At 70.7% G+C, this 17,381-nt stretch carries 18 protein-coding genes and 1 pseudogene; 12 read left to right on the plus strand and 7 right to left on the minus strand.

Annotation, left to right across the window (positions count from 1 at the left end):
• The first annotated feature begins 40 nt into the window (after positions 1-40).
• Entirely contained in the window at positions 41-847 is an 807-nt protein-coding gene (locus NLX86_RS05240) for a glycerophosphodiester phosphodiesterase (protein ID WP_254370380.1), read from the plus strand.
• 44 nt (positions 848-891) lie between these two features.
• Here NLX86_RS05240 and NLX86_RS05245 read toward each other — a convergent pair whose 3' ends face one another.
• Positions 892-1,527, minus strand: coding sequence for a TetR/AcrR family transcriptional regulator (locus NLX86_RS05245; RefSeq protein WP_254370381.1), 636 nt, complete (start codon positions 1,525-1,527; stop codon positions 892-894).
• Positions 1,528-1,721: 194 nt separating this feature from the next.
• On the opposite strand from NLX86_RS05245, the gene ddaH reads away from it, so the two are divergent.
• Positions 1,722-2,612, plus strand: coding sequence for a dimethylargininase (ddaH, locus tag NLX86_RS05250; protein WP_254370382.1), 891 nt, complete (start codon positions 1,722-1,724; stop codon positions 2,610-2,612).
• Here ddaH and NLX86_RS05255 read toward each other — a convergent pair.
• Positions 2,596-3,609 (minus strand): small ribosomal subunit Rsm22 family protein, encoded by a 1,014-nt coding sequence (locus NLX86_RS05255; protein ID WP_254370383.1) that lies wholly within the window; start codon positions 3,607-3,609, stop codon positions 2,596-2,598. The genes ddaH and NLX86_RS05255 overlap by 17 nt on opposite strands.
• Before the next feature lie 9 nt (positions 3,610-3,618).
• Positions 3,619-4,929 (minus strand): Bcr/CflA family multidrug efflux MFS transporter, encoded by a 1,311-nt coding sequence (locus tag NLX86_RS05260; RefSeq protein WP_254370384.1) that lies wholly within the window; start codon positions 4,927-4,929, stop codon positions 3,619-3,621.
• A gap of 58 nt (positions 4,930-4,987) precedes the next feature.
• Between NLX86_RS05260 and NLX86_RS05265 the strand changes: the two are divergent.
• Positions 4,988-5,550, plus strand: a pseudogene (locus tag NLX86_RS05265) (Gfo/Idh/MocA family protein); the annotation flags it as partial.
• A 22-nt stretch (positions 5,551-5,572) separates the two neighbouring features.
• On the opposite strand, the gene NLX86_RS05270 reads toward NLX86_RS05265, so the two are convergent.
• Positions 5,573-7,201, minus strand: coding sequence for an alkaline phosphatase (locus tag NLX86_RS05270; RefSeq protein ID WP_254370385.1), 1,629 nt, complete (start codon positions 7,199-7,201; stop codon positions 5,573-5,575).
• A 114-nt stretch (positions 7,202-7,315) separates the two neighbouring features.
• Between NLX86_RS05270 and NLX86_RS05275 the strand changes: the two genes are divergently transcribed.
• The 3 genes from NLX86_RS05275 to NLX86_RS05285 all read left to right on the plus strand — a co-directional run bounded on the left by NLX86_RS05275 (position 7,316) and on the right by NLX86_RS05285 (position 9,540).
• A complete protein-coding gene (locus NLX86_RS05275) occupies positions 7,316-8,077 on the plus strand; it encodes an SDR family oxidoreductase (protein WP_254370386.1) in 762 nt (253 codons plus the stop codon).
• A gap of 53 nt (positions 8,078-8,130) precedes the next feature.
• Complete coding sequence (locus NLX86_RS05280) at positions 8,131-9,000, plus strand: PhzF family phenazine biosynthesis protein (RefSeq protein WP_254370387.1); 870 nt, start codon at positions 8,131-8,133, stop codon at positions 8,998-9,000.
• 81 nt (positions 9,001-9,081) lie between these two features.
• Positions 9,082-9,540, plus strand: a complete 459-nt coding sequence (locus NLX86_RS05285) for a lamin tail domain-containing protein (protein ID WP_254370388.1) — start codon at positions 9,082-9,084, stop codon at positions 9,538-9,540.
• A gap of 19 nt (positions 9,541-9,559) precedes the next feature.
• Here the strand turns inward: NLX86_RS05285 and NLX86_RS05290 are convergent, their stop codons facing one another.
• The 3 genes from NLX86_RS05290 to NLX86_RS05305 form a co-directional block, all read right to left on the minus strand.
• Positions 9,560-11,308: a VanW family protein gene (locus NLX86_RS05290; protein WP_254370389.1), complete on the minus strand. Its 1,749-nt coding sequence runs from the start codon at positions 11,306-11,308 to the stop codon at positions 9,560-9,562.
• A 680-nt stretch (positions 11,309-11,988) separates the two neighbouring features.
• Positions 11,989-12,501, minus strand: a complete 513-nt coding sequence (locus NLX86_RS05300) for a GNAT family N-acetyltransferase (RefSeq protein ID WP_254370390.1) — start codon at positions 12,499-12,501, stop codon at positions 11,989-11,991.
• Entirely contained in the window at positions 12,492-13,703 is a 1,212-nt protein-coding gene (locus NLX86_RS05305) for an XRE family transcriptional regulator (protein WP_254370391.1), read from the minus strand. The genes NLX86_RS05300 and NLX86_RS05305 overlap by 10 nt, the downstream gene beginning before the upstream one ends.
• 277 nt (positions 13,704-13,980) lie before the next feature.
• On the opposite strand from NLX86_RS05305, the gene NLX86_RS05310 reads away from it, so the two are divergent.
• The 6 genes from NLX86_RS05310 to NLX86_RS05335 all read left to right on the plus strand — a co-directional run bounded on the left by NLX86_RS05310 (position 13,981) and on the right by NLX86_RS05335 (position 16,900).
• Positions 13,981-14,118, plus strand: a complete 138-nt coding sequence (locus NLX86_RS05310; RefSeq protein ID WP_254370392.1) for a hypothetical protein — start codon at positions 13,981-13,983, stop codon at positions 14,116-14,118.
• Positions 14,115-14,330, plus strand: coding sequence for a hypothetical protein (locus NLX86_RS05315; RefSeq protein WP_254370393.1), 216 nt, complete (start codon positions 14,115-14,117; stop codon positions 14,328-14,330). Before NLX86_RS05310 ends, NLX86_RS05315 begins: the two co-directional genes overlap by 4 nt.
• A 206-nt stretch (positions 14,331-14,536) precedes the next feature.
• Positions 14,537-14,935, plus strand: a complete 399-nt coding sequence (locus tag NLX86_RS05320; RefSeq protein WP_254370394.1) for a hypothetical protein — start codon at positions 14,537-14,539, stop codon at positions 14,933-14,935.
• Positions 14,932-15,630: a DUF6875 domain-containing protein gene (locus tag NLX86_RS05325; protein ID WP_254370395.1), complete on the plus strand. Its 699-nt coding sequence runs from the start codon at positions 14,932-14,934 to the stop codon at positions 15,628-15,630. The genes NLX86_RS05320 and NLX86_RS05325 overlap by 4 nt, the downstream gene beginning before the upstream one ends.
• Positions 15,546-16,439 (plus strand): hypothetical protein, encoded by an 894-nt coding sequence (locus NLX86_RS05330; protein ID WP_254370396.1) that lies wholly within the window; start codon positions 15,546-15,548, stop codon positions 16,437-16,439. The genes NLX86_RS05325 and NLX86_RS05330 overlap by 85 nt, the downstream gene beginning before the upstream one ends.
• Positions 16,334-16,900, plus strand: a complete 567-nt coding sequence (locus NLX86_RS05335; RefSeq protein WP_254370397.1) for a GNAT family N-acetyltransferase — start codon at positions 16,334-16,336, stop codon at positions 16,898-16,900. Before NLX86_RS05330 ends, NLX86_RS05335 begins: the two co-directional genes overlap by 106 nt.
• The last annotated feature ends 481 nt before the right edge of the window (positions 16,901-17,381 follow it).

Here is a 17,381-nt window from a genome sequence, read left to right on the forward strand (position 1 = left end):
TGTTGCTCATATGCGGATTTTTCGGCCTAGCGTGATGTCCATGGTCACGAGGACTCTGCCGGCCGCGCTGATCGCCCTGTCCCTCGCCGCACAGGCCAACGGCCCGGCACCGCTGGGCTGGGGCGGCCGCCCGGTGACATGGGACACGCTCCCCCGCACCGTGTACACCGCACACCGCGGTGGCGCGCTGGAGGCGCCGGAGAACAGCATGGCCGCGCTGGCCGCCGCGTACGAGCGGGGCGCCGCGCAGGTCATCGACGCCGACACCCGGATGCTGCGGGACGGGACGCTCGTCGTCATGCACGACGCGACCCTGGACCGTACGACCACGTCCTCCGGCCCGGTACGGGCACTCACCGCCCGCCACTGGCGGGATGTACGGCTGCGGGCGGGAGGCGAGCGTCCGCCGACGGTAGACGAGGTGCTGGACCGCTTCGGCGGGCGGACCCTGGTGATGCTGGAGGCCAAGGACCCGGACAGTCTCGGGAGGCTGGCCCGCGCCATCCACCGGCGGGGGCTCTCCCGCTCCGTGCTGGTGAACACCAACCGGCCGGATGTCGCCCGGCGGGCGCATCACAAGGGGCTGACGGCCCAGTTGTGGCGCTCGGCGCGGCAGTTGCGGACCGACGATCCGCGCAGCTGGCGGAGCTTCGTGGACGTCCTGGACGTGGACCACGGGGCGCGCGACACGGACCTGCGGCGGGCGGTGCGGTCCGGCATCGCCCGGGTGTGGGCGCACACGGTGAACACCCCGAAGGCGCGGGACCGGGCCCTGCGGCTCGGCTGCGACGGAATCATCACGGACGCTCCGGAGCTGCTCGCCCGTACGCCGGCCGTCAGGCGGTAGCGGCGCGCCTGCGGCAGGGGCAAGGGCTGGGGCAGGGCAGCGGCTCAGCGGGGGCCGATGCCTCGCAGTACCTGGTCGACGAGCAGGTCGGTGTAGGCGTGGCTGAGCGGTGCGGTGCGGTGCAGCCAGCGGTGGGTGAGCGGGCCGAGCAGCATTTCGAGCGCGATCCGCAGATCGGCGTCCTCGGCGACCTGGCCGGCCTGCTGCGCGGAGCGCAGCCGCTGCTCGTACAGCGCGAGCTGCGGCTCGAGGAGCTGCTCGGTGAACTTCCGGCCGAGTTCGGGGTCGGTGGCGCCGGCGGCGGTGAGGGCGCGGGCCGGGGCGTCGTACTTCTCGTTGTTGAACTCGTCGACGGTGGCGCGCAGTACGTACTTCAGATCGGCGGCGAGGTCCCCGGTGTCGGGGAACCCGGCCCACTCCCCCTCGGTCTCGGCGTCCCCGGCGAGGGCGAGGGAGGCGTCGAGGAGTACGGCCGCCTTCGACGGCCACCAGCGGTAGATCGTCTGCTTGCCGACGCCGGCGCGGGCGGCGATGGCCTCGATGGTCAGCTTGTTGTAGCCGACCTCGCCGACCAGGGCGAGTACGGCGTCGAGAATCGCGCGCCGGGAGCGCTCGCTGCGGCGGGTGGAGTCCGGCGCCTTGGCGGCTGCGGACTGCGCGGGCCGTGCGGTGTCTGCCATGCCCCCAGCCCAGCAGCCCTACGAGACGTGGCGTCTCGCCTCTGTACTGCCTTCCGGCCACCGCTGTCCACTTGTGTTCCACGCGGCCTCCCGTAAACCACCCGAACAGTTCACTGTGCGGTGACGCTTGAGGAGAGACGATTCTCTGACGCCCGGCCACCCTCGGGCGCGACCGTCGTCATGAGGAGCCCTCCTTGCACAGAGACGCCACACCCCGGCGCTACGTGATGTGCCCCCCGGTCCACTTCAAGGTGACGTACTCCATCAACCCGTGGATGGATCCGACGAAGCCCGTGGACCTGCCCCTCGCCCTCGCCCAGTGGGAAGACCTGCGCGACCGCTACCGCGCGCTCGGCCACACCGTCGAACTCCTCGACCCCCGCCCCGACCTCCCGGACATGGTCTACGCCGCGAACGGCGCGACCGTGGTGGACGGCAAGGTCCTCGGCGCGCGCTTCGCCTACCCCGAGCGGGCTGCGGAAGCCGAGGCGCACCTCGACTGGTTCCGGACCCACGGCTTCACCGAGATCCACGAGCCCGCGCACATCAACGAGGGCGAGGGCGACTTCCTGGTCACCGCGTCGTGGATCCTCGCCGGACGAGGCTTCCGCTCCAGCCCGCTGTCGCACGACGAGGCCCAGGAGTTCTTCGGCCGCCCGGTCATCGGCCTCGACCTGGTCGACCCGCGTTACTACCACCTCGACACCGCGCTGGCCGTGCTGGACGGCGACGAGGTCATGTACTACCCCGGCGCCTTCTCCCCCGGCAGCCGGGCCGTACTCGCCCGGCTGTTCCCGGACGCGATCATCGCGGAGGAGGCGGACGCCGCGGCACTGGGCCTCAACGCGGTGAGCGACGGCCGCCACGTGCTGCTGCCGCAGGCGGCCGTCGGCCTGTTCCCGCGGCTGCGGGCCCGCGGCTACGAGCCGATCGGGATGGATCTGGGCGAACTCCTCAAGGGCGGCGGCAGCGTGAAGTGCTGCACCCTTGAGCTGCGCGAAGTCCGGGAGGCCGCATCGGCCTCGGCATCCACCGCTGGGGCGACGAACGCACCAGCGCCCTGCCCCGTCATCCGCCCTGAGTAGAGTCCTCCGGCTGGGGCGGCCACGCGTCGCCCCAGTCCGCGTCGCGCGCCGCGCGGTAGAGCGGGCCCTGACGCTTGGTCACCGTGTCGCGCCGCAGGCCGTCCTCCACCGTGCACAGGTCGAGCAGGACCAGGCCCTTGCGGATCTGCGGCTTGCGCGTGATGCGGGCCTGCGCCGGGTCCGCCGGGAAGCGGACCGCCGCGACATAGCTGAACTTCTCGTCCTCGTACGCGAGTGAGCCGCCCTTCACCTGCCGGTGCAGCGACGACCGGCTGACCCTGGCCGAGAAGTGGCACCAGTCCTCACCGGGCACGATCGGGCACGTGCCGCTGTGCGGGCAGGGCGCGGCCACGCGCAGCCCGGCGTCCGTCAGCTGTTCGCGCGCCTCGCGGATGCGGAGGTAGCCGTCGGGGGTGCCGGGCTCGATCAGTACGACGGCCTGCGCGGCGCGCGCCGCCTCGGCGACCACCGCGCGGCGCGCGTCCGGCGTCAGCTCGCCGAGGACGTACGAGACGGTGACCAGGTCGGCGGCCGGCAGCTGGAGGCCGGCCCCGATGGTGCGGCGCTGCCAGTCGGCGGCGCGCAGGGACGCGGACGGCGCGTGGGAGGCCAGTTCCCGCCCCAGGGCGAGGGCCGGTTCGGCCCAGTCCAGCACGGTGGTGGTCCGGGGCTCCGCCCAGGTCGCGTCCACCGCCCAGGTCGCGGCGCCGGTGCCGCCGCCGACATCCACATGGCTGCCGGGGGCCCAGCCGGGCGCGGCGGCCGCGAGCCCGGCCAGCGCGGACCGTACCGCCTCGAAGGTGGCCGGCATCCGGTACGCGGCGTACGCGGCGACGTCGGAACGGTCCCGCAGCACCGGGGCGTCGGTCGGGGTGCGGCCGCGGTAGTTGGCGATCAGCCGCTCGACGGCCTGCGCGGCCTGTTTCGGCGGCAGCCCGTCGAGTAGCCCGGCAAGGGCGCTGCGCAGGGCTTCCGCGGTGGGGGTGGTGCTGGTCACCAGCGAAGTTTACGTTCCTGCGGCCGGCCGAGCGTCAGTCCGCTGCCAGGGGCGGCACAGGGCCAGGAAGCAGGCGGTGGAGCCGAGGGCGCAGAGCAGCTGTACGACGGCCATCGGGACGGCGGTGTCCTCGCCGGCGATGCCGACGAGCGGGGAGGCGAGGGCGCCGATGAGGAAAGAGGTGGTGCCGATGAGCGCGGAGGCGGAGCCGGCCGCGTGCGGGGTGCGCATCAGTGCCTGTGCGTTGGTGTTAGGCAGCGCCAGGCCCATCGCGGACATCAGCACGAAGAGGCCGGCGGCGACCGGCACCAGGCCGACCTCGCCGAAGACGCCGGAGGCCATCAGCAGCAGGGCGGCCGAGGCGAGGGTGATGACCGCAAGGCCGGCGCCGAGTGCCTTGTCGAGGCTGACCCGGCCGACCAGCAGTTTGCCGTTGATCTGGCCGACGGCGATCAGGCCGATCGAGTTGAGTCCGAAGAGCAGGCTGAAAGTCTGCGGGGAGGCGCCGTAGATCTGCTGCATCACGAAGGGTGAGGCGGAGATGTAGGCGAAGAGCGCGGCGAAGGCGAGGCCGCCGGCCAGCGTGTAGCCGGTGAAGACCCGGTCGGCGAGCAGCGAGCGCATGGTGCGCAGGGCCTGGCCGACGCCGCCGCTGTGCCGTCTGTCCTGTGGCAGGGTCTCGTGCAGCCATTTCGCCACGACGAGGGTGAGCACGACACCGATGGCGGTCAGGACGTAGAAGACGCCTCGCCAGTCGGTGATACGCAGGACCTGGCCGCCGATGATCGGCGCGATGATCGGGGCGGCGCCGGAGATGAGCATCAGGGTGGAGAAGAACCGGGCCATCTCGACGCCGTCGTAGAGATCCCGGACCACCGCGCGGGCGATCACGATGCCGGCCGAGCCGGCCAGTCCCTGGAGCAGCCGGAAGCCGATCAGCATCTCGGCGGTGGGCGCGAACGCGCAGATGGCGGTGGCGATGACGTACACGACCATGCCGGTGAGCAGCGGGCGGCGGCGGCCCCACCGGTCGCTCATGGGTCCGACGACGAGCTGGCCGAGCGCCATGCCGGCGAGGCAGGCGGTCAGGGTGAGCTGGACGGTCGCGGCGGGGCTGGACAGCGAGCGGGTGACCTCCGGCAGCGCCGGCAGGTACATGTCCATGGAGAGGGGCGGCAGCGCGGTGAGCCCGCCGAGCACCAGCGTGACAAGAAAGCCGGTGCGGCGCGCAGCGGTGCCCCCCGGTGCGGGCGGCCGCTCGGCGGATATGTGGTCGGGCTTGTTCCGGGTCTGGCCGCTCTCCGGCATCGAGGTCTCCATGTCGTTGAATCTGGCCCTATGCTCTCAGCCAAATCCGGGTGGTCAAGACCAGTAGGGGGCCCTGGCCGAGGACGAGGACGTCGACGTCGTCTACCTGGCGGCTCCGCACTCCGCGCACCGCAGGGCCGCCGGGATGTGCCTGGAGGCGGGCCGGGCGGTGCTCTGCGAGAAGGCCCTCACCCTACAACGCGCGCGAAGCCGGGGAGCTGGTCGACGAGATCCGTACCGTACAGGCCGACTTCGGGCCGGCCGGGCCGTTCGCGGCGGACCACCGGCTGCGCGACCCGGAGCAGGGCGGCGGGGCGCTGCTCGACCTCGGGGTGTACCCGGTGTCGCTCGCGCAGCTGCTGCTGCTGGGCGAGCCCGCCGACGTACCGGCGCGGGCGCAGCTGTCGCCGGAGGGCGTGGACCTGAACACCGGGATGCTGCTGGGCTGGGAGTCCGGGGCGCATGCGCTGCTGAGCTGCTCGATCGCGGCGGGCACCCCGGTGACTGAAGGAGTCGCCGCTGGTCCCGCTGGACGGCAGCCTCGCCGTAATGCGGAGGCTCGATGCGGTACGGGACCGCATCGGCGTCCGCCATCCCGGCGAGGAGGCCGTGCCGGCGGCTGTGCGGGCTTGAACTGTGCGGGCTTGACCCGCGGCTATGCCGGTTTGAGGCCGGGGTCACCCGACTCGGTCACGAAGGACGCCGCCGTGCCGATCGGGGCGCCGGGAGTGGTGACCGCGGACACCGTACGGAAGTCCGCGCGTGCCCGGTCGGCGGTGAGGGTGACGACCGCGTAGCCGCGGCGGCCGTTGTAGAACTTCATGTGCGGGTTGGCGCTGGTGAGGTTGGACCAGTTGGCGGGCTTGTCCGCGCCGTCCTTGCCGCTGGAGACGGAGGTCGCGACGATCTCGGTGCCGACCGTCGGCGAGGCGGGGTCGTCGAAGTCCTTCTTCAGGTCGAAGCCGTAGCCGACGTGCACATCGCCGGTGAGCACCATCAGGTTCTCGATGCCGGCGGCTGCCGCCCCGTCGAGGATCCGCTTGCGCGAGGCGGGGTAGCCGTCCCACGCGTCCATGGACAGCTTGAAGTCGGGCGTCGGCACATTGCGCCGCTGCGCGAAGGTGACCTGCTGCGGGACAAGGTTCCACTGCGCGCCGGACTGCCGCCAGCCGTCGAGCAGCCATCGCTCCTGGGTCTCGCCGGTCATGGTGCGTGAGGGGTCCTCGGACTCGGGGCCCGGCTGTTGCCAGCCGTCGCCGTACGCCTGGTTGGAGCGGTACTGGCGGGTGTCGAGGATGTCGAACTGGGCGAGCCGGCCGAAGTGCAGCCGGCGGTAGAGCCGCATGTCGTGGCCGGCGGGCTGCTGGGGCTTGCGCAGAGGCTGGTTCTCCCAGTAGGCGCGGTAGGCGGCGGCGCGCCGGATCAGGAACTCCTCCGGCGGGACGTCGTTCTCGGGGATCTCGCCGGCGTAGTTGTTCTCGGTCTCGTGGTCGTCCCAGGTGACGACGAAGGGGTGGGCGGCGTGCGCGGCCCTGAGGTCCGGGTCCGACTTGTACAGGGCGTAGCGCAGCCGGTAGTCCTCCAGGGTGACCGTCTCGCGGTTGAAGTGCGCGGGGAGGAGGCGGTCGGTGTAGGCGCGGGCGCCGCCGGTGGCGTTGACGGCGTACTCGTAGAGGTAGTCGCCGAGGTGGACGACCACGTCGAGGTCTTCCGCCGCGAGGTGCTGGTACGCGGTGAAGTACCCGTCGTGGTACGCCTGGCAGGAGACGGCACCCAGTCTCAGTTCAGTGATGTTCGCTTTGGGGCCCGGAGCCGTACGGGTGCGGCCGGTCGGGCTGATCCAGCTGCCCGCGCTGAAGCGGTAGTAGTAGACGCGGTCCGGGGCCAGCCCGCCGGCCTCGACGTGCACGCTGTGGTCGAACTCGGGGTGCGCGGTGACGTTTCCGCGCCTGACGGTCCGGCGGAACCGGTCGTCGTGGGCGATCTCCCAGCGCAACTGGATCCTGGCCGGCGGCAGTCCACTGCCCGTCTCATACGGGCGGGGCGCGAGCCGGGTCCACAGGAGTACGGAAGCCGGCAGCGGGTCGCCCGAGGCGACGCCCAGGGTGAACGGGTCCTCGGTGATTCTCCTGGCGGCCGGCTCGGCGGCCTGCGCGCTGCCCGGCAGATCGGTCGCGAATGCGAGGGCGGCCGCGGCTCCGGTGGCGGTGAGGAACCGGCGGCGGCCGATGTGCCGGGCCGCTGCGCGGAGCTCCGGCGAGACTTTGTCCCGATACAGTGTCATATGCCCCTCCCCTGACGGATGTTGTCAGAAGCATTGGAGGGGCAGCGGGAGGCGCGCGGTTGTCACGTACACAACAGCAAAGTGACAAGGGTGTGTCACGTACGCTGCGGCCCCATGGATGCTGTTGCGAAGAAGATCGCAGTCGTGACGGGTGCGGGCTCCGGGATCGGCCGGGCCGTGGCACTGACCCTGGCCGGCGCCGGCTGGTCGGTGGCGCTGGCCGGCCGCCGGATGGAGGCCCTGGAGTCGACGGCCGAGGCCGCCGGGCTGTCGGGCGACCTGCTGTGCGTACGGGCGGACGTGTCCTCGCCGGACGACGTGGCCGCGCTGTTCACCGCGGTGCGCGAGCGGTACGGCCGCCTGGACCTGCTGTTCAACAACGCGGGCACGTTCGGGCCCGGGGGCGTGGCGCTGGAGGACCTCCCGTACGAGGCGTGGCGCCACGTGGTGGACGTCAACCTGACCGGCGCCTTCCTGTGCGCGCAGGCGGCGTACCGGCTGATGAAGGATCAGGACCCGCAGGGCGGCCGCATCATCAACAACGGCTCGATCTCCGCGCATGTGCCGCGGCCGAACTCGGTGGCGTACACCGCGACGAAGCACGCGATGACGGGCCTGACGAAGTCGCTGTCGCTGGACGGGCGCCCGTTCCGCATCGCGTGCGGCCAGATCGACATCGGCAACGCGGCGACCGAGATGACGGAGCGGATGCAGACCGGCATCCTGCAGGCGAACGGGCAGCTCGCGGTGGAGCCGGTGATGGACGCGGCGGACGTCGCCCGGACCGTGCTGCACATGGCGGAGCTGCCGCTGGAGGCGAACGTGCAGTTCGCGACGGTGATGGCGACGACGATGCCGTACATCGGGCGCGGCTGAACCCTCCCCCGGGTGCGGGAATGAGCGCAGGCCGGAGGTGGTTGGGGTGCCACATGACGACAACCGAAATCCTGCGCTACACCGCGTTCTCCGCCGACCCCGACGGTGGCAACCCCGCAGGCATCGTGCTCGACGCGTCCGGGCTCGACGACGCCGGCATGCTGGCGATCGCCGCCGGACTCGGCTACAGCGAGTCCGCGTTCCTGACCGCCCCGCCCGAGGGGCTCGGCGAGCCCGGACGCGCCTTCACCCTGCGGTACTTCAGCCCGAAGGCCGAGGTTCCGTTCTGCGGCCACGCCACCGTGGCGACCGCCGTCGCCCTGGGCGAGCGCATCGGACCGGGCGAGCTGGTCTTCGCCACCCCGGCGGGTACGGTCCCGGTGACCGTGACCCTGACCGAGGCGGACGGCGAACTCCGCGCCACGCTGACCAGCGTCGAGCCGCACATCGAGGACGTCACGGCGGAGGACCTCGACGAGGCGCTGGCCGCGCTGGACTGGCCGGCCGCCGACCTGGACCCGGCACTGCCGCCGCGCATCGCCTACGCGGGCGCGCGCCACCTGGTCCTCGGGGCCGCGAGGCGTGGGCGGCTGGCCGATCTGGCGTACGACTTCGCCCGGCTGGAGGCGCTCATGCACCGCCTGGACCTGACCACGGTCCAGCTGGTCCACCGCGCCTCGGACACCGTCTTCCACGTCCGCGACCCGTTCCCGGTGGGCGGCGTGGTCGAGGACCCGGCGACGGGCGCGGCGGCGGCCGCGTTCGGCGCGTACGCTCGTGAACTCGGCCTCGTACCACAGGAGTCGGTGCTCACCCTCCACCAGGGCGAGGACATGGGCCGCCCCGGCGTACTGACGGTGGAGCTCCGCGCGGGCGACCCCCGGGTGCGGGTGGGGGGCGCGGGGGCGCGTATCCCGGACTAGTGGGTGTCCGGCCGGGTGCAGCGGAGCGAATGCGGCTTAGACTCCTCAAGTCCTTCACAACTCCCGCACATGGAGTGCACCTTGCGCATATCCACCGCCGCCGCCCTGACCGCCACCGCCCTGGCCGGCAGCCTCCTGACCGCCGCGCCCGCTCAGGCAGCCCCGCACCAGGGCGGACTGCACCTCGGCATGATCCAGTACGACAGCCCCGGCAGCGACCGCGGCAGCAACACCTCGCTGAACGCCGAGTGGGTCGATCTCCACAACAACACCCGCTCGGCGATCCAGCTCAAGGGCTACAAGCTGAAGGACAACACGGGCTACACCTACACCTTCGGCAGCCTCAAGATCGCCGCCGGCAAGACGGTGCGCGTCCACACGGGCAAGGCGACGAACAACGCCACGCACGTCTACTGGGGCCGAACCTGGTACGTCTGGAACAACAGCAGCGACAAGGCCCGCCTGCTCAAGCCGAACGGCACACTGCTGGACTCCTGCGCCTGGACGACACGGGACCCGGGCACCAAGAACTGCCACTGATCAGCGCCGGCCCCTCCGGTCAGTCCGCTGCCGCCGCGGGGGCCGGTTCCTGCGGGGTGCAGGTGACCTTGTCGCGAGGCGTGTAGTGGGTCTTGAAGTCTTCGCGCCTGACTTCCCGTCCGTCTTGAACGAAGACGCGGCCGACGGTGACGTCGAACCCTTCGAGCGGGGTCTGGACCTCGCACTTCGGGCCGCTGCCCGTGCGCATGCCCGGCTGCTTGACTTTGGTGCGTGGCCCCTGGGTCGCACGTATCTGGTCGTACTTCTTCGTGCCGAGGAGGGTAATGGTCACCGAGGTGCCGGTGGATTCGGCCTGGATGTAGAGGGCGTGGTCCAAGTCGTTGGTCCAGCGCAGGTCGAGAGTGCCCCAGGCGACCGTGGCTTCGCGGCCTTCGGGGTAGCGCTCGATGTAGAAGGAGTGGGCTCCGTACTCCACGGGCTTGACTCCCGCAAAGAACATGGCGTTGAACATGGTGGTGGCGACTGCGGAGACGCCCCCACCGGGCGACTTCACGTACTGACCGTTGTTGATCATGATGCCGTCGACGAAGCCGTTCTCCTTGGTGCGCTCGCCGACCGTTCGGTTGAAGCTCCACTGCTGTCCGGGGAGGACAACCGACCCGTTGATGAGCTCCACGGCGCGGCCGATGTTGGTGCTGCGGGAGGGGGCCGGCGGGAAGGCGACGGTGAAGGAGGAGACTTTCTCCTTGATGCCGAGCCGCTGTGCCGAGGCGCTCGTGAGCTGCGGCTGGGCCGCTACGGTGGCGATCTCGCCGGTGCGGGCCGCGCCGGAACCGGTCAGCAGGGGTACGACGGCCTCTCCGAGTGCTTTCTCGGTGACCTGCCGCCCCACGCGGCCCTCCTGCGCCACCACGACGCGGTCGTCGCCGTCCAGGCGGAGCATGGCGTCTTGAGGGTTCCGGGCGGCTTCCCGCACCGGGCGGGAGACAACGGGGTCGGCGAGCAGGCCCCTGGAGTCAAGGGCCGGCCCGAGGTGGTTCCGGCCGTCGGGCTTCATCGTCAGATGCCTGCCGAGCGCGGAGGGGCCGATGGATATGCGCTTCCCGGCGAGGGTGAGCGTGACCGGACCGGACATCGCGGGCTGGGCGAACTCCTTCATGGCCCGCTCGGTCTCCTGCCGGCCGATCCGCGGCTGCGTCTGCTTCACCGGCATCACGACGGGGCCGGTATCCGTCCTGCGGAGGTAGGCATCGCGAATGGTGTCCAGCGCCTGGTCTGCGATCAGGGAGACGCCGGTGACCGGAGCGGCGGCCTTCGCTTTGCCGTTCTCGAACGATATCGCCCCGTCGCGGACCGGCCGCTCAGCCGCTGCACCGATGCGGTCGGTTTCAGCCCGGCTCTTCTGGTCGTCCATGTGTATCACCGGCTCGACGTCCCTGCCGTCGGAAGCGAAGAGCCTGCCGATCAGGGTGACCGGACCGGATCCAGCGCTCGCGGCGCGGTCGGCGGTCGCGGCGGTGTCCAGGGACAGCCCGAGCGCGCCGGGATCGGCCTTCTCGATGCGGTCACCGATCTTCATCGCGACCGGCGCCGCGAAGACCTGCCCGAGCCTCCGCTCCAGGACCCGCTGTGCCTCAGCCGTGCTCATCCCGCCGATGTCGACCCCGCGCACCCGTGTGCCCTCGGCGATGTCGTCGCCGGCCACCAGCCCGCTGGCAAAGAGGCCGCCCAGCCCGAACGCCACAACCCCGCCCGCAACGGGCAGGGGGATTCGCCAGTTGCCCGTTCTGCTGGGTACGCGTCCCATATCTCTCCCTGTGGCGCCGACCGGCCGGAAAGGCGCTCTGGGCCACCAGAACAGCCCGGTGTACGTGGACTCGCACCAAATGCTGCAGCAAAACAGACGAAAAGTGGCAAAAGTGTAATTGGCGTCACGATGGAGCAGCGCGGCCCGCCATGTCGCGGGTGACCCGGGCACGACGTTCGATGACAAGATTGCCAGCCCTGCCTGAGGGGCGGATTGAGCGGGTTGCCGGGGGGTTCCAAGGCCGCGGAGCGGTGTGGCAGACGAGTCGAGCTGTACGCCGGGGAGAGCCCCCGCAGCACTATCACCTGCACAAACGTGCAGGATGTCCACTTCTACGGCTACTTTTGATGGCTACGTAAGCGCGGATGCGCCCCATCTAGCTGAGAGTCGCACGCCCTGCTGTGAGGAGGGGCAGGGCGCGGCACGGTTCAGGGGTTACGGATCATCGCTCGTGGCGGGACAGCACCATGGCGACCAGGACGGGAGAGTCGGGGGACGGCCGGCTCTCCCCCGAGGTCGGTATATCCCCAGCCGCGGTAGAGGTTGTGGACCTTCCCGTCGCCCGCCAGAGGGTTGACCATGAGCGTGATCTGGTCCTCCTTTTGCCGCGAGCCGACCCGTAGCACGAAGTCCCCGCCCCGGCACCATACCGTCCAGCGGGGGCTTCGTTGCTTCTGGGGTCAGTCGGTCCGCAGCGTGCGCACCATCACCGCGTACACGGGAGAGTCGTCGGAGGGCTTGGCCTCGTCCCGCTTCTCGTAGCCCCAGTTCTCGTACAGGGCTTGCACCTTGGGGTGCGTGGAGTCGACGAGGAGCGTCACGAAGTCGACGTCGACCGATTGAATCAGCGCGTCATGGATCTGCTGCGCCCGGCCGGTGCCCTGCCACTGGGGCACCACCATCAGCTCGGACAGGGCGAAGATCCGGCCGCGCACGCCCCTGGGCCGATCCGTTCCCTTCCACCAGCCGCCCGGTTTGAACTTCGAACCGTACGCGTACCCGACCGGGCCGCCGTTCTCCCACCCCGAGACGCACCGCCAGTCCTCGCGACCTGACCACAGGTCGACGAAGTACGAGAACCTTTCGCGCGAGTGGAACGGGTCAGGATCGTTCGCGTACACCTCGTCGTGAATGTCCAGGAGCAAGGAGCGGACGTCCTCTGCGTCGGCGTGCATGTACCGCTTCAGGTCCATCGGCGTGACTCCTCGATCCAGCTCACAACCTCGGGCGCCTTCGTGCCCGTGGCCTCGATGACTTGACGCGTTCTGGCAAGCGTGTTCGTCGTACGCTGCGACCCGGACGCAGGCAGCAGCATCTCGTAAGCCCGCCGTCCGGTTGCGCAAGCCAGTTCCACCTCCCCCTGCCTTGCCTGGGACAGCGACAGGTGCGCCGTGTAGAGCCCCTGGTTGCGGACCATGCCGCCAGGGATGGCGGCGAGGGTACGGTGAAGGCAGGACTCGGCCCGCTCGTGCTCCCCGAGCGCCGTCCAGACGTACGACGAGAGGGCGTCGAACTCGGCCCGACTGTAGAACGCGATCCATGCCGATGGCTGCTCGTCTCGGGCCCGTCCGAACGCCTTCTCCGCGAGATCCAAGGCCCGCAGCGACTCCATGGGCTGATGCAGTCTGACCAAGGCGTTGGCGTGCCGCATGTGCCCCAGCGATGCGTACGACGGGTCACGCCGGGCCACCGACGAGCGCTTCATCACCTCCGCGCCGGCCGCCGCCTCGGCGTGGTTCTCCCGCTGGCTGGAGGTGAGCATCAGGTGGTCCCAGACCCGGTACATGGTCTCGCTGTCGCGCGCGAGGCCCGCGAGGGTGAGGGCCTTGTCCAGGTGGGCGCGTGCACGCTGCGGAGCGCTCGCGTCGATGGCGGCAAAGGCCGCCAAGCACGTGACGTCGGACGCAAGTCGGTACATCTGACGCCGAACGCGGTCCGAGGCACCGCCGTCGGAGAGCGAGGACTGAATACGCGCCGCGAGCTCGACGCCCCTGTTCTCGATCCGCCACACTCCGCCGAGCCGCGAGTCATCGCCCAGCAGGTCGGCGTACTCCACGTGAAATCGGTCGGCGTCGGACTGTCCCAGCCGCGAGCGTCGTGCTGGGGTGGCAGCGGCGACGGCAGTTCCGGTCGCTGCGACAAGGAAGGTACGGCGGTGCACTGGGTCCTCCGCTTGTGCGGCAGTACGTGGTGGGTCGAACCCTAAAGCCGAGACGGGGCGCCCGAACACCGCTTCCAGCGCGGCGCAGGTGCGACCGATCGGCCTGCGGGTGCTCCCGTTGAGCAGATTCCGCACCGTCCGCGCGGACACATCGCCCGGCTTACCCCCGAGCTGTTCGAGCGCGACATTCATCTGACGCGCCAATTCATCCTGGGTGAGGCCGAGTTCGTCCATCCGGCGCTTGAGGATGACGTTCGCTCCCATGCGACAGAACGTAGCCGGGGCCGTACTGTCCGAACCAGCCGCTGGGTAATGCGGACGTAAAGTTTTCCGGTTGAGCGCAGGCAACTCAACGGCAACCCTTCCTGTCCGTCGCAGTCTCACGGTCGTTGACTGGTCACAGCCCCCGGAGGTCGAAGGACCCTCCGGGCGGCTCCCCCGAAGCAGCGGGCCGCACGCGGCCCATCCGTAGTACGACCCGCTGCGCCAACCTCACCCGTAGGAGTGCGCGATGACCACGGCTCTCCCCCACGACCCCGGCGAACCGCCAGAGTTCGGCGTACCCAGCCCGAAGCTCGCCGCCCGGGCCGCAGCGGGGTTCAAGAAGTTCCTTGCCCGAGCCGAGGACGACGAGGAGACCGCACAGTGAGCAGCGGCGTCGGGGTCGGGTCCTTCTTCCACGAGGACGCCCACCCCTGGCTGCGCAGGACCGTGCGCGACGTCGCAAGCCGGGGCGAGGGCGAACTCACCGCGATCGTCCACGAGGAGACCAACGGGCGGACCGTCCGGGTCGCGCATATCCGCCCGGCCTCCGGCGTGGAGTGGACCACGGCCGCGGACAACATCCAGCTCGTGCGGTGATCCGGTTACGCCTCTGGCCCGGATGGCGCCAGCAGCTCGCCGTCCTGGCGTACGTCGCCGTCGCCACCGTCGCCGTGGTCGCGCCGGCCGTCGCCGGCACACCCGGCGGACAACCCCAAGGACTTCCGCCCCGCAGGCCTGATGACCGGCCGAGGGCGGATGCATCACCAAGCACCACTCGTAAGACCGTCGAGAGGAGCACCACCATGAGCACCACCACGATCGAGCGCCGCGAGCTCGGCCGCTTCCTGGCCCTCGCCGGGCAGCAGTTCGAGAGCGGCAAGGGTCCTGCCGAAATGTTCTCCCGGGCCGTGGACGCCGCGTGGCACCAGATGCTCGCCACCCCCGAGTACGCGGCGTTCAGCACCAAGCACGCCGGAACCGTTCTCGGGCACCGCGAGATGAACGGCTCCGGCCCGATCGGCTGGGTGGCCGCGTACGAGGAGGCGTACGGGCCGCTGTCCGAGATCTGGTTCACCAACGAGAAGGGCATCCTCGACGAGGGCGCGCTCGCCCGCTACAAGGAGACCGGCAAGGTCGTGGCCGAGTGGGACTGCGGCCCCACCACCGGGGACGGCGACGACGCCGCGCCGGGCAGCCGGTGACCCTCACGCGCATCGACGGAGCGTCCCGGCCGACCGCTGGGGCGCTCCGCCTCGTTGAGGCCAGCACCACCAGGCCGCGGTCCATCGACATCACCGGGTACGTGGAACAGATGACGGCCCACTGCCCCTACCTGTCCCCCTCTGTCGAGCGCGGGCTGACCACCTGGACCGTCTACCGCGCCAACGGAAGCGCGGACGCCGTGAACGCCGAGTTGTTCCATGCCGGTGCACAGGCCGCCGAGTGGCTGCGGCCCCTGCTCCACCGGCCGCACGGGTTCCTGCGGTGCGAGAACATTGCGATCCTGGGCGAGGTCCCCGGCGCCCGGCACCGCGACCTGTTGGCGTGGCCTCACTGGGCCCTCAAGAACCTGTACGGCCCCGTCGGGATCATGTTCGGCAAATTCTACGCGGGCGAGGAGGAGAACACGCGGGCCGGCGAACGCATCCCGGCCGCCCCGGTTTCGTTCCTCCCCGTGAGAGCCGCGATCCGCCGACGCGACCCGCAGTTCCTCCACGCAACCCCCGACCTGGCCGCCGCGCTCGCCGTGGCTGACGACGAGGGCCGCGACATCTTCGAGCACACCCCCTATGACTGGACGGAGATCCGCGCATGGGCGAAGCGCTTCCTCCCCCCGGTGAAGCCGTCGACGTCCTCATGGACCGCGTCGGCGAGCCCTTCACGACCCGGCTCCTGAGCGACCGGCGTGGCTCGCGGGCTTGGAAGGTCCAAGGCCCCAAGGGTGCCGTCGCGTTGAAGGCGAATAGCCCCGACGACGAGACCTCACGTGACAAGGCCGCCGAGATGGCCCAGGAGGACGACCACCTCGTCCGCCTCACCGACGCGGGCGCGCTCAACCCCGACTACCGGGTCGACGCCGGTTCGTGGGAGGGCGGCCGGTGGCTCGCGGTTCGCTGGGTCGACGGCGCTCCGATGTGGCAAGCGTTCGCTCTGGCACGTGGACCCGAGGGTGACCGCCCCTCCGTACGCCCCTGGCTCCTGGGCGTCGCCCGGACGTGGGCTGAGCGTCTCGCCCGGATGCATGCCGCTGGGTGGGCCCATGCCGACGTCCAGCCCACCAACGCCCTGATCACGAACGACGGCTGCGCTGCGGTCATCGACTACGCCCTAGCCTGCGGCCCCAACGACGGGCCGCGCCTCCCCTACCGGGGCGCGCTCACCCACACCACCGCCCCCGAGATCGCGGACGCCATCCTCGCCACCACCCCGGACACCCATATCCAGGCAGAGGCGCCGGCCGACGTCTGGGGACTGGGCGCGACGCTGTTCTGGTGCTGGACCGGACACCGGCCGGTCTCCTACGAGGACGGCACCCCGCGCGAGGACAAGCTCAAGGCCATCGGAAAGGCCGCAACGCTCCCCCTCGACGACATCCGTCCATGGCCGTTCCCCCAGTTCGAGGATGTCATCCGCGCGTGCCTGGCCGCCTCCCCAGAGCACCGGCCATCCTCAGCAGATCTGGCCGCTCTTCTCGGAGAATCGTGACCGCGCTCCGGCTACTCACATCCTCAGACGCCTCGGCAATTCGTCGCGTCTACAGCGGGGCCGCCGTGACGTTCCTCGGGCGCCCGGAAATGACCGATCCGGAGGCCGAAAAGTACGTGGTGCGGGTGCAGGAGTGGGCCGCCGCCGACCCGATCAAGCAATACATCCTCGGTGTGGACGTCGGCGGGGACCTGGTCGGCGTCGTCAAACTAGGCCGCCGTCCCGGCAGGCACGGACGGCTGGGCTACGTCCTGCGCGAAGACTGCTGGGGCCGGGGCTACGCGACGAGCGCCGTCCAGGAACTCGTCGTCTTCGCCTTCACCACCGCCGGCCTCGAATCCCTCGGGGGCAAGCACCACCCCGACAACCCCGCTTCGGGCCGGGTGCTGACCAAGGCGGGATTCACGCGGCTCTGCATCCGAGACGGGATGATCGAGTACCACCTGGCCGACAGACCTTGAGCGTCCAGCGGTTCGCCGTCACGTCCACCGACGTCCCCGCCGCGAAGGACGCGGGCGGGGGTCAGACCGTACCTGTCGAGCTGCTGCACGCGAGTCTCCATCGGCTGCGGCATCGGTGCCGAGAACGGCGGATGCGGCACACGGGCGAGTTCCGCCTCCCGGACCTTCATTTCGCCGTAGATCGCGCCACGGCCAGTCTCTCCACTCACCAACGGGGGCCTCCTCAAAGCCCCTGACATCATCCGAGTAGTGAGGCCGCCCGCACCCGCCCCGGCCGGGCCGATGGCCTTCTCCGCCCCCAAGAGGCCTGGCTGCTTTCATGGCTACGTACGGAGCCGCTCGATCCCGTTTGAACCGGTGTGGACCAGGGTCCGGCAAAGCCCGCCGACCCGCAGAAAGGGCTTCTGACGCGTAAATAGAACCTGGTCAGGGTGGGTGTGGGCAGGGCTGGGTGCCCGGTGGCCGTGGAGGGCCGTCGGGT

The sequence above is a fragment of the Streptomyces sp. A3M-1-3 genome (genome assembly GCF_024213665.1).
Classification (GTDB): domain Bacteria; phylum Actinomycetota; class Actinomycetes; order Streptomycetales; family Streptomycetaceae; genus Streptomyces.